This is a genomic window from Pseudomonas sp. NFACC13-1 (assembly GCF_900104425.1).
Taxonomy (GTDB): Bacteria; Pseudomonadota; Gammaproteobacteria; order Pseudomonadales; family Pseudomonadaceae; genus Aquipseudomonas; species Aquipseudomonas fluorescens_AA.
Map to the genome: position 1 here is coordinate 18,900 of NZ_FMXV01000036.1, position 12,137 is coordinate 31,036.

Sequence of the window (12,137 nt, forward strand, 5' to 3'; positions counted from 1 at the left end):
GTTTCAGATAGTGGTCAACCCGCGCAACCGTTCGATGTCGAGAATTTCGATCTCGCCATACCCCAAGTGAAGAATGCCCTGGGCTTGCAGGTCCTTGAGGATCTGGTTGGTGGTCTGGCGGGACAGCGAGAGCATCAGCGCCAGTTGCTCCTGGGGCAGTTGCAAGACCCGGCGCGGCGGTTCGATTTCGCCGTAGCCTTCGGCGATCATCAGCAGGCGGTGGGCCACGCGGGCCGGGGCGGGCATCAGGCTCAGGTGTTCGAGGTTGATGAAGGTCAGGCGCAGTTTGTGACTCATCAACAATGCCAGATGCCGCCAGTAGATCGGTTGCGCTTGCAGGAAGGCCAGCAACGGCGCCTGGGGCACATGCAGCAGCGTACCTTGACCCACCACGACCGCATCATGGGTCCGTGGCTGGCCATCGAACAGGCAGATTTCACCGAACCAGTGAGGTGCCTCCACCACGCTCAGCAACGCTTCCTTGCCCTGTTCGTTCACCGCACCGACGCGCACCGCGCCTTCCAGCACGGCATACAGCCCACAGGGTGGATCGCCGCGCTGGAACAGCCGATGCCCCGCTGGCAGGCGGCGCACCCGCGCCATGTCCAGCAGACTATTCTGTAACTCATCAGGCAGATGGCTGTACCAGTGGCCGGCCATCAGGTGTGAGTGCCAGGGATGCGAATTCATGGAAACTCCGGGACAAGTGTCGGCTAACTGACAGAACGCCTCGTGGTACCCGGGCATCATGCAGTCATCACCTCAGGAGGAACAACAATGAAAAGCCTCGTCGATCATCTCAGTCAATACGCTGCTTATCACCGAGACCCGCGCAATATCGCCAGTCATTTCATCGGGATTCCGCTGATCTTCGTCGCCGTCGCCGTGCTGCTGTCACGTCCCGGCTGGCCAGTGGGCACAGTGCTGGTGTCGCCAGCGCTGCTGGCGGCGGTGGCCAGTGCCTGGTTCTACCTGCGCCTGGAGTTGCGCCTGGGGGTGCTGATGACGGTGCTGCTGGGCCTGGCGGTATGGCTGGGCCAGGTGCTCGCCGCGCAAAGCACCTGGGTATGGCTGGGCAGTGGCCTGGGAATGTTCGTGGTGGGCTGGGTGATCCAGTTCGTCGGCCACTATTACGAAGGCCGCAAGCCGGCGTTCGTCGACGACCTCACCGGGCTGATTGTCGGGCCGTTGTTCGTGGTGGTGGAAGCGGGCTTCCTGCTGGGGCTTCGCGGCGAACTGAAGCGGGCCATCGAAGAGCGTGTCGGGCCGGTGGTGTTGCGCAACCAGCGTTCGGCGGCGTGAAAAAACCATGCCCCTCTGTGGGAGCGAGCTTGCTCGCGATTGCGCTCGGCCAGACACATCCGTGTCGACTGGTCCACCGCTATCGCGAGCAAGCTCGCTCCCACAGGCGTCAGGCCTTACCGTTCAAGCGTTACAGGGCACCGAACTCGACCCGGATGGTCAGCGCGCCGGTGTTATCTTTCAAGCCAGACCCGTACTGCCCGGTCAGGTCATCGTTGATGCACAGTTGCAGCTCCCCTTGCTGATTGCCCGGAACCTGCGCCAGATCCCCCACCAGGAAGGGCTTGCCACCGTTGCCCACGCGACCGATCAAGGCGCCTTCGGCGGCACCGGGCAAGGCATAGCTGCTGTAGTCGATGTGCCTCGAACCGCCATTTCCATCGACATTGCCACCCTGCGGACTGGCACACCATAGCCCACTGACGTAGCGGACCAGGCGCGGTACCAAGCCGTTGACCTGCACGCCAGTGCCCTGCCAGGCGACGTTGGATTGGACCTGCATCGTCACCGCCTTCAGGTCGTTGGCCACAGTGTCCCCGGCCTGGAACGACAGCGCCGCGATCGTCAGGCTCGGGTTCGAGGTGCCGGTGCTGGGGAACACGCCATCGCCCACCAGGAACAGGTTCTTGTGGTCCCAACTGCGCTGGTCCTTGTCCACCACCGACTTGGCCGGATCATCGCCCATGCGATAGGTGCCCATCAGGTGCCCGGCGCCCTGGAAGGTGTAATCCTCTTCTTTGTACCTGAATTTCCCTTGGCCAATGGGTGCCGTCAGCTCCACGGCGCCCAGCAGGTTCTGGATGATGTGGCTCGCCAATCTCTTCGCCTGCCTGAAACCTTCCTTGGTGTAATCGGACAGGTCGTAGTGGATTTCCGGCCGAAGAATGCCGAGCCCGTCCGTGAGCTTGTCCGTCGAGGGCACGATGTAGCTCTTGGCCTTGTCGGGATCCTTCTCCACCTGCTCCACCAAAAAGCCGATCCGGAACTGGCGGATGAACAGGTCGTTGAGCCGTTGAATCAGGGCCGTGCCGTAAAGCGCTTCAGTGGGCTGCGGCGGGTTCTCTTTCGATGGCAACGGGTTGGTGCAACTTTTGTTCTTGCCATCGATAAAATCGGCCACGGTGACGTAAGGGTCGCCCACCGGCCAGTTCCAGCCCTCGTTGCCGATTTCGATGCGCCACGCCGCTCGCTGGCTGCGAAAGTCGCCGTCACGCAGGCTCTCGATGCCTGCCGTGGACACCGGGCCACGATACGGAAACACCGTCTTGCCTTCCGGCATCAGCCCCCAAGCCAGGTAAATCGGATGGTCGGACAGGCTGCGTCCGACCTGGCCGCTGCTATTGGCCACGCCATCGGGCCAGGCCGGGGTCTTGGAGTTGAGCAGCAATTTAGGGGTCTCGATGGCATGGGCCGCGATTACGTAACGTTGCCCGATGGCCACGCCGGTGCCCGTCTTCGGTCCCTCGCCAAGCTGGTATTGAATGAATTCGACGCCATTGATGTGCTTGTCCGGGCCCACGGTCACTTTGCTGGCCACGCTCCGGTACATGACCCGGACCTTGCCGGTGGCCAGGGCCTTGTTCAGGGTCACGGTGGCGTCGTACTTGGCCTGGATCGGGCAGATCGGCGTGCAGTTGGTATTGCCGGCACACACCCGGCGCCCGGCGTAGGGCTGGGAGTTGCGCCCGGCCGGGGTCGGACTGACCACCAGCGGTAACCCGTCGAAGCTCTTGCCGGTCACGGCCGCGACAAAACTGCCATCGACCAGCGACAACGGAATGCTGTGCATCGGGAATGAATAGCCCTCGGGAAAGGTCATGCCCAGGTAGGCCTGGTCGGCGACATTGGCCGACACCCCGATTTCCGCCTCCGCCCGGCAATAGGCGCTTTGCAAGTCGTCGTAGCCGATCGGCCAATCCACCCCGACGCCGTACTTGCTCCTCAGGCGGAAATCGTTCGGCACCATGCGCAGGCACGTCCCGACCCAGTGCCAGGTCGTGCCACCACCCACCCGTTCATAAGTGCTGTTGAAAGGCAGCGGGCCCTTCTGCACCAGGTAGCTGGTTTTCGGCTTGTTCCAGCCAAGAATCAGGTCGGCGATGGTCGCTCGAGGCGCATTTTCCTTGCTCGGGTCACGCGACGAGTCCAGGGTCGACACTGGCGGATAGGGCGACTCCGGGGTCTTCAGGGTGGCGGTGTAGAAACGCTCCAGGTATTGCGCACGGTTGGCCGGGATCTCCGGACCCGATTCGAGCACCAGCACATCCACGCCAGCCATGCCCAACTGATAAGCGATGATGCTGCCGGCCAGCCCCGCGCCAACGATGATCACCTCGGCTTGTTCGGTACTCATGACGAGGCTCCTTGCGTGTTGGCAGGCACGCCGGTGTAGTCCTCAAGGCTCGGTGGCGTGGTGTTCCAATAGCCGAAAAACATCTCGCTGTAGCCCATGGGATGGGCCTGGGCGATTTTCCAGGCCCAGCTCTGGATGTAGGCCTGGTCGGACACCACCGTCGAATCGGTCGATGCGTAGTCACCGGCGGTATAAGGCTGATACCAGACGCCCAACAACCACAGCTTCATGATCGAACGCGCGGCTTGGGCCGCTTGGGTGACAGCCGGGCGCGATCCGTCCATCAGCACCGCTTGGGCGATCTGGTCAGGGGGCACATTGTCCGCCGCCAGCGTGGCGTACTGAGTCAGCAAGGCGTTGAGTACAGCAGGGGTGATACGCGGGGTGATGAACGCGAGAAAAGTTGGCGGCAGACCCACCTGATCGATCGTCGGCGCCAGCCGATCCGTGGGAATGCCAGTCAGGGCCGAAGACAGGCCTACGAAATTGTCCAGATCACTGCTCATGGTTGACTCCTTGTCCGCCAGTGGACTGTGCACGTTCAAGCAAATAGGTGAAATCCGCGAAGCTGGTGCGCGCAGACTCGGTGACATGGGTGGCCGCGTTGCCGTGACAGGCCATGCAACTGGAGGACGCCTGGGGCACGGTGCCCTGGATGTAGGTTTCCAGCGTGGCGTTGGCCAGGAACAACGGCGCAGGGCTGCCCAGCGGGTTGGCGGCCGATACCTGGCAGTTCTTGGGCGGGTCTGACGGCCACTGGGTACTGATCAGTTGATAGTTCGCCCAGACACTCTGCTTGTTCACCGTACGCAACAGCGTTTGATAGGTGGTATTGAGGGTTTTGGTGGCTTCGGTCAGCGGCACTTCCCGCACGATCTGCGAGGGTGTCGCCTTGACTGCCGGGTTCCACGGTCGTGGCGGCGGCTGGTTGATGTCACTTTTGCTGGCCGCGTTGTAGAACAGATAAGGCCCCGTGCGCTGGGCCACAGGCGTGGTTTTTTCCGGCACGTTTTTCACATGTTCGAAGGTTGACCAGACCCATTGCGCCGCACTGTCGGTCTTATGGACCATATGCAACCCCACCAACCCGACCGGCTCGGACACGCATGACTCCGCGACGATCGGCCCATGGCTCGGGTCGTTGTTGCCCGGGGTGTAGACCAGTGCATCGACGGTATGGAAATCCTGGCGGTTGTCGTTGGGGCCCAGCACTTTCCACGATGCCTTCACCATCACCGCGCCGACCTGTTTGGTCTGGGTGGAACCACAGCTGAACGCCACGGTGTTGTTCGGGTTGGCGGCGAAGAATTTCTGCTGGCCTTCAATGCTGTACAGACCGTTGTCGACGATGCCGTCGAACATCGATTGGTTGACCACGATTTCGTTGCGCGTGTAGGTACCGTTCTGGTCCACCAGCGGGCCGCTCTCGAAGGGTTGGATAAACTCATCCAGCACATCGGGAACCTTGCCCATCTGCTGGAGCAGGCGACCTGGCTTGAGCGACTTGCACGCTTCAGGAAGAGTCGCCGATGCGTTCCAGGGCAGCGGCGCCTGGCCCTTGGCCCGGAAGATCTGGTAACTCTCCTTCCAGCTTTCCCACACCGTGGCGCCATCCTGCTTGCCAATGGAGGTGCCGGTATCCGGATGACCGTTGTCCAGCGCCGGCCAGTTCAGGGCGATGAAGGTCTGCCATGACAGGTCATCGAAATCGGCTTGCAGGCTGGGCAGTGAAACCGGTTGGGTCACCGTGACATCGAAGGGTATCTGCGGCGATAACGAAGGGGCGGCGCTGGCGGCCGGGACCAGCAAGACGCCTAACAATGCATAGCCAAACGGGCCATGCCGACTGACTTCCATTCTCATACTTCATCTCCTTGGCATCAGGGCGCCAGGAGATAACACCGGTCCGTCGTTGGACTCTCACTTGCCTCCTGGCATGTCAGAGTCTAGGTAGGGTTTTGGCGGGAAAAAGGCGTTAGCGTAGAACCAATCGAAGCAAGGCTGGGTAGAGTTATTCAGATTTTGATCGGGGGCAGTGAGGACGCCATCGCGAGCAAGCTCGCTCCCACAATGGATCTCCATAGGTACACAAATAGTGTGTTCACTGAAGTTCTACTGTGGGAGCGAGCTTGCTCGCGATGCTTTTAGAGGTTGGAAACCTTCTGCCAGACCTTCGGCTTGAAGAACAGCGTCTCGCCCTTCGCCAGGCCCACCAGGCTGTCATGGTCCTTCACCACTTCCGCCTCGATCAGTTCGCTCTGGCCTTCCACCTTCAACGTCACCCGAGTGGTCGCGCCAAGCGGGCGAATGTCGCGCACTTCGGCGGCGTGGTGGTCTTCCAGCTCCGAGCGCGACAGCGAGACTTCGTGAGGGCGGAACAGCACGTGCCGGTCCTCCCCCAAGTGCAGGCGGTTCGAGTCGCCGAGGAAGTGGTACACAAAATCACTGGCCGGGTTTTCATAGACATCGCCCGGCGAGCCGATCTGCTCGATCACGCCCTTGTTCATCACCACGATCCGGTCGGCGACTTCCATGGCTTCTTCCTGGTCGTGGGTCACGAACACCGAGGTCAGGTTGATGTCCTCGTGCAGGCGCGCCAGCCAGCGACGCAGTTCCTTGCGGACCTTGGCGTCGAGGGCGCCGAACGGTTCGTCCAGCAACAGTACCTTGGGTTCCACAGCCAGGGCGCGGGCCAGGGCGATCCGCTGACGCTGGCCGCCGGACAGCTGCTCCGGGTAGCGGTCGGCGAGCCAGTCCAGTTGCACCATGTTCAGCAGTTCGTGGACCTTGGTCGCGATCTGGCTTTCGTTCGGGCGCTGGTTCTTGGGCTTCATGCGCAGGCCGAAGGCGACGTTGTCGAACACCGTCATGTGGCGGAACAAGGCGTAGTGCTGGAACACGAAACCGACGTTGCGATCCCGCACGTCGTGGCCGGACACGTCCTCGCCGTGGAACACGATGCTGCCTTGGTCCGGCGTTTCAAGACCCGCGATGATTCGCAGCAAGGTGGTCTTGCCACAGCCCGACGGGCCGAGCAGCGCCACCAGCTCACCGCTCTGGATGTCCAGGCTGATCTCGTCCAGGGCCCTGAAGGCGTTGAAATTCTTGCTGACGTTACGGACTTCGATCGACATGACTTATTCCTCCGCGGCGCTGGCGCGCAGGCGGTTGATTCGGTTTTCGCTCCACTGCTTGAGCAGCAGGATGAAGAGCGCCAGGATCAGCAACAGGCTCGCCACAGCGAACGCGGCCACGTGGTTGTATTCGTTGTAGAGGATCTCGACGTGCAGCGGCAGGGTGTTGGTCACCCCGCGAATGTGCCCGGACACCACCGACACCGCGCCGAACTCGCCCATGGCCCGGGCGGTACACAGCACCACGCCATAGATCAGGCCCCACTTGATGTTCGGCACGGTGACATGCCAGAACATCTGCCAGCCATTGGCGCCCAGCAGGCGCGCGGCCTCTTCTTCCTGGGTGCCTTGTTCCTGCATCAGCGGGATCAGCTCACGGGCCACGAACGGCACCGTGACGAAGATGGTCGCCAGGACGATGCCCGGCAGCGCGAACACGATCTGGATGTCGTGATCCGACAGCCACGGCCCGAACAGGCCCTGGGCGCCGAACATCAACACGTAGACCAGGCCCGCGATCACCGGCGACACCGAGAACGGCAGGTCGATCAGCGTCACCAGCATGCTCTTGCCACGGAACGAATACTTGCTCACGCACCACGCGGCACTGACGCCGAACACCAGGTTCAGCGGCACCGAGATCAGCACGGCGATCACCGTGAGCTTCAACGCCGACAGCGCGTCGGGTTCGAAGATCGCGGTGAAGAACGCCCCCAACCCGAGCTTCAGGCCCTGGGACACCACGATGAACAGCGGCAACAACAAAAACAGCGCGAAAATCAGCCAGCCGAGGCCGATCAGCACGCGCCGCGACGTCGCACTGCCGCGACGGGCGGCATTGGTGGAGGCTGCGGAAATAGACGATTGGGACATGTTCGCGCCTCCTTATGGGGTTTCGATGCGCCGCTGCAGCAGGTTGATCAGCAGCAACAGGACGAAGGAAACCACCAGCATCAGCACGCCGATGGAGGTGGCGCCGGTGTAGTCGTATTGGTCGAGCTTGACCATGATCAACAGCGGCAGGATCTCGGTTTTCATCGGCATGTTGCCGGCGATGAAAATCACCGAACCGTACTCGCCCACGCCACGGGCAAAGGCCAGGGCGAAGCCGGTCAACCAGGCCGGCAACAACGCCGGCACCAGGATGTGGCGGAACACCTGCCACGGCTTGGCACCCAGGCAGGCGGCGGCTTCTTCCACTTCACGGGGAATATCGGCCAGCACCGGCTGCACCGTGCGCACCACGAACGGCAACGTCACGAAGGTCAGCGCCAGGGTGATGCCCAACGGGGTGTAGGCGATCTTGAAGCCCAGGTCGGTGGCGAACTGGCCCACCAGGCCGGTCGGCGCGTACAACGCCGTCAAGGCGATACCGGCCACGGCGGTGGGCAGGGCGAACGGCAGGTCGATCATCGCGTCGATGATCTTGCGGCCGGGGAAGGTGTAGCGCACCAGCACCCAGGCCAGCAGCGTGCCGATCACGCCGTTGATGACCGCGGCGTACAGCGCGGTACCGAAACTGAGTTTCAAGGCCGCCAGCACCCGCGGCGCCGAGATGATCGCCCAGAACTGTTCCCAGGTGAGTTGGGCGGCATGCACGAACATCGCCGCCAGGGGTATGAGCACAATCAGACTGAGGTACACCAGGGTGTAGCCCAGCGTCAGCCCGAAGCCGGGTATGACGGGGGATATGCGACGCGACATAGAAGTCCTTGGTTTACTGTGGGAGCGAGCTTGCTCGCGATAGCGGTGCATCAGTCAACATCAATGCAAACTGAACCGACGCCATCGCGAGCAAGCTCGCTCCCACAGGTTTGTGGCTTAACTGGCAGACACTAAGACAAGCCGCAGCTTACTGCGCCTGATAGATCTGGTCGAACACGCCGCCATCGTTGAAGAATTTCGGTTGGGCAGTTTTCCAGCCGCCGAAGTCCTTGTCGATGGTCACCAGCTCCACCTTTGGAAATTGCCGGGCGTACTTGGCGGCCACGTCCTTGTCACGCGGGCGATAGTAGTTTTTCGCGGCGATTTCCTGGCCGGCCGGGCTGTACAGGTGCTTGAGGTACGCCTCGGCGATCTCGGCATTGCCCTTTTTCTCGGCGTTCTTGTCCACCACCGCCACCGGCGGCTCGGCGAGGATCGACAGCGACGGCACGACGATGTCGAACTTGTCGGCGCCACCGTCTTCCTTGAGCGCCAGGAAGGCCTCGTTTTCCCAGGCCAGCAACACGTCGCCCTGACCGTTGTTGACGAAGGTAATGGTCGAGCCACGGGCACCGGTATCAAGGATCGGCACGTGCTTGAACAACGCCTGCACGTATTCCTTGGCCTTGGCTTCGTCACCCCCATTGGCCTTCAGGCCGTAGGCCCAGGCGGCGAGGAAGTTCCAGCGCGCACCGCCGGAGGTCTTCGGGTTCGGGGTGATGACCGACACGTCGTTCTTGATCAGGTCGCCCCAATCCTTGATGCCCTTGGGGTTGCCCTTGCGCACCAGAAACACGATGGTGGACGTGTAAGGCGTGCTGGCATCCGGCAGGCGTGTCTGCCAGTCCGCTGGCAGGGACTTGCCCAGCTTGGCGATTTCATCGATGTCGCCGGCCAGGGCCAGGGTCACCACGTCGGCCCGCAGACCGTCGATCACCGCCCGGCCTTGCTTGCCCGAACCACCGTGGGACTGCTGGATCTTCACGCTGTCGTCCGGATGCGCTTTCTTCCAGAAATTGACGAATTCGGCGTTGTAATCCTGGTAAAGCTCGCGCGTCGGGTCGTAGGACACGTTGAGCAGCTCGTAATCCTTGGCGACGGCGGAACCTGCAAAAACAGCACTGGCCAGCGCGGCCAGGGCATAACGACGAATGGACGACATGGTGAAAGCTCCTGGAATTCTGGTTTTCTTATGGCTTCTGGAAATTCGTTAGGCTTGTGGAAAAAGATCGCAGTCTTCGGCAGCGCCTACACCTAGCCCCCCGTAGGAGCTGCCGAAGGCTGCGATCTTTTGGTTTTCAAGACGGTTTATGGCTCGGTTGCTGCAGCCGGAACTTTTCCTTGCGTTCGATCTGGACCACCTGGGCGTTGTGCACGGTGATTTCCACTGCCCCAAAGCGTAGATCGCGCAACGCGCTCTGGATCTCGCGCAAGATGGTTGCTTCGTCCTGGCCGTCAACGCTACGTAGAGATGCGCTCATGCTGCTGCTCCTTTGAATGAATGCCTGGCAGTGGGCGGCACTGCTTGCGGCGTGGGAGCAATACTAGATAAGTGCGGATATTCTTAAAAAGACTATTTAAGAATTTTTATATAACTAAAATGTTATTGGGCTTTCACTGCCCTGCGGCGGGCGCGATAGCCGAGTGCCAGTCAACATCGATGCCACCGGTCATCAGGCAATGACCGGCGCGCAATTCCAATCCAACTGCGCCGCCGCCACCGGCCGGCCAAACCAGTAGCCCTGCCCCAGCTCACACGCCTGTCCAAGCAAAAAGGCCGCCTGTTCGCGCTGTTCAATGCCCTCGGCATGCACTTGCATGCCCATGCTGTGGGCCAGGGCGATGATCACCCGGACGATCGCCGCGTCATCCTCATCCCATGGCAACCCCGCGACAAAGCCCTGGTCGATCTTGAGCTTCTGCACCGGCAAGCGTTTGAGCCGCAGCAGCGACGAGTAGCCCGTACCGAAATCGTCGATGGCCAGGCGCACGCCCAACTCCCGCAGGCGGTGCATCTGCTCCAGCGCCACCTCCGGGTCTTCCATCACCGCGCTTTCCGTCACTTCCAGTTCCAGGCAGGCCGGATCCAGGCCCGTGTCGTGCAACACCTGGGCAACCTGCTCGTACAACTCGCGATGGGCAAACAACCGACTCGAGACGTTGACAGCGACGAACGACAACGCCACGCCGGCCTGCTGCCACCGGCACATCTGCCGACAGGCCTGGTCCATGACCCAGGCATCGACCTGGGCAATCAGGCCGGTACGCTCGGCGATGGGAATGAACTCGGCCGGCGACACCAGCCCCCGCGTGGGATGCTCCCAGCGCACCAGCGCCTCGACACCGATCAGACGGCTGCTCGCCAGGTCGTGTACTGGCTGGTAATGAACTCGCAACTCCTGCTGCTGCAGCGCGCGACGCAGTTCGAAGGCAATTTCGACCCGTTGCTGCGCATGGGCGGTGAGTTCTTCGGTATACAGGGCGTAGCCGTCGCGTCCGGCGCTCTTGGCCTTGAACAACGCCGAATCGGCATTGCGCAACAACTGCCCGGCGTTCAGGGCATCGCCGGGAAACAGGCTGATGCCGATGCTGGCGTTGATGAACAACGCGTGCTCATCGAACCGCAGCGGTTCTTTCAAGGCGTCGAGGATGCGTCGGGCCAACGCCGCGGCCTGGCCAGGCTGGGAACAGTTTTCCACCAGCACCGCAAACTCGTCGCCCCCCAGCCGGGCCAGGGTCACGCCCGGGGCAAACAGCCCGCGAAATCGCTCGGCCACGCCCTTGAGCAACTCGTCGCCGACATTGTGGCCGAGGCTGTCATTGATGTTCTTGAAATGATCCAGGTCCACCAGTAACAAGGCACAGCCACGCTTGTGCAACTGCGCCGACGCCAGGGCCTGCTCGGTGCGATCGGAAAACAGCAGGCGGTTGGGCAAGCCTGTCAGCGGGTCGTGATGGGCCAGATAGGCCAGTTCGTGCTCGGAATCCTTGATGGCGCTGATGTCCGAAAACACCGCGACATAATGGCTGACTTGGCCGTTGTCATCGTGAATGACGCGGATCGTCTGCCATTGCGGGTAGATTTCACCACTTTTACGCCGATTCCAGATCTCGCCGCTCCACTCGCCCAGGCTGACCAGGGCGCCAAACATTTCGCGATAGAAATCCGGTCCATGGCGACCGGACTTGAACAGATTGGGTCGCTGGCCCAGCACTTCGTCCCGGGCATAACCGGTGATCGCCATGAAAGCCCGGTTCACATGCACGATCAGGCCGTTGCGGTCGGTCACCAACACCCCTTCGCGGGTGCAATCGAAGACGGCGGCGGCCTGGCGCAGGCGCTCGCGATCGGCACCGTGCTCGCCCTTGGCGAAAAACCGCGAGATCCGCGCCCGGGCCAGGAAGATCAGCCCGGCGCTGAACAGGATCCAGGCATACCCGTTGATCAGGAGCCAGCGCTGCCTGTCAGCGAATTGATCGAAGAAACTGCTCAATAAATAACCAATCAGCTGCAGCCAGACGACTGACAGTACGAGGTAAAGCAGCGCTACGCGCATGGCACTGAGTTGATAGGCAGGCATTCGGCCATCCATGTCCTTACAAAGAGGTGGATTATAGAGGAAGAAACATTCAGCCACTCTTAT

The 12,137-nt window shown here is 61.6% G+C and carries 11 protein-coding genes; 1 reads left to right on the forward strand and 10 read right to left on the reverse strand.

Annotation, left to right across the window (positions count from 1 at the left end; translation table 11 throughout):
- Positions 1–3: 3 nt before the first annotated feature.
- The gene (locus BLQ55_RS28390; protein ID WP_092258794.1) at positions 4–690 is read right to left on the reverse strand and encodes a Crp/Fnr family transcriptional regulator; all 687 of its coding nucleotides are present in this window, start codon (positions 688–690) and stop codon (positions 4–6) included.
- Between the two features lie 87 nt (positions 691–777).
- On the opposite strand from BLQ55_RS28390, the gene BLQ55_RS28395 reads away from it, so the two are divergent.
- Positions 778–1,302: an Mpo1 family 2-hydroxy fatty acid dioxygenase gene (locus tag BLQ55_RS28395; protein ID WP_092204962.1), complete on the forward strand. Its 525-nt coding sequence runs from the start codon at positions 778–780 to the stop codon at positions 1,300–1,302.
- Positions 1,303–1,432: 130 nt separating this feature from the next.
- On the opposite strand, the gene BLQ55_RS28400 is transcribed toward BLQ55_RS28395, so the two are convergent.
- From BLQ55_RS28400 to dibA, 9 genes are all read right to left on the reverse strand, one after another.
- Positions 1,433–3,655, reverse strand: a complete 2,223-nt coding sequence (locus tag BLQ55_RS28400) for a GMC oxidoreductase (RefSeq protein WP_092258797.1) — start codon at positions 3,653–3,655, stop codon at positions 1,433–1,435.
- Positions 3,652–4,161: a sorbitol dehydrogenase gene (locus BLQ55_RS28405; RefSeq protein WP_092204964.1), complete on the reverse strand. Its 510-nt coding sequence runs from the start codon at positions 4,159–4,161 to the stop codon at positions 3,652–3,654. Before BLQ55_RS28405 ends, BLQ55_RS28400 begins: the two co-directional genes overlap by 4 nt.
- Positions 4,151–5,518 carry a cytochrome C gene (locus BLQ55_RS28410; RefSeq protein WP_092258799.1) on the reverse strand — a complete coding sequence of 456 codons (1,368 nt, stop codon included), beginning with the start codon at positions 5,516–5,518 and terminating at the stop codon, positions 4,151–4,153. Before BLQ55_RS28410 ends, BLQ55_RS28405 begins: the two co-directional genes overlap by 11 nt.
- 281 nt (positions 5,519–5,799) lie before the next feature.
- On the reverse strand, positions 5,800–6,789 hold the full coding sequence (locus BLQ55_RS28415; protein ID WP_092204966.1) for a sulfate/molybdate ABC transporter ATP-binding protein: 990 nt from the start codon (positions 6,787–6,789) through the stop codon (positions 5,800–5,802).
- A 3-nt stretch (positions 6,790–6,792) separates the two neighbouring features.
- Positions 6,793–7,662 (reverse strand): sulfate ABC transporter permease subunit CysW, encoded by an 870-nt coding sequence (gene cysW / locus BLQ55_RS28420; RefSeq protein WP_024618577.1) that lies wholly within the window; start codon positions 7,660–7,662, stop codon positions 6,793–6,795.
- A 12-nt stretch (positions 7,663–7,674) separates the two neighbouring features.
- Positions 7,675–8,493 (reverse strand): sulfate ABC transporter permease subunit CysT, encoded by an 819-nt coding sequence (cysT, locus tag BLQ55_RS28425; RefSeq protein ID WP_003186964.1) that lies wholly within the window; start codon positions 8,491–8,493, stop codon positions 7,675–7,677.
- A 148-nt stretch (positions 8,494–8,641) separates the two neighbouring features.
- Positions 8,642–9,655: a sulfate ABC transporter substrate-binding protein gene (locus BLQ55_RS28430; RefSeq protein WP_060739763.1), complete on the reverse strand. Its 1,014-nt coding sequence runs from the start codon at positions 9,653–9,655 to the stop codon at positions 8,642–8,644.
- A 136-nt stretch (positions 9,656–9,791) separates the two neighbouring features.
- The gene (gene oscA, locus BLQ55_RS28435) at positions 9,792–9,974 is read right to left on the reverse strand and encodes a sulfur starvation response protein OscA (protein ID WP_003186967.1); all 183 of its coding nucleotides are present in this window, start codon (positions 9,972–9,974) and stop codon (positions 9,792–9,794) included.
- A gap of 192 nt (positions 9,975–10,166) precedes the next feature.
- Positions 10,167–12,074: a phosphodiesterase DibA gene (dibA, locus tag BLQ55_RS28440; protein WP_092258802.1), complete on the reverse strand. Its 1,908-nt coding sequence runs from the start codon at positions 12,072–12,074 to the stop codon at positions 10,167–10,169.
- Positions 12,075–12,137: the final 63 nt, after the last annotated feature.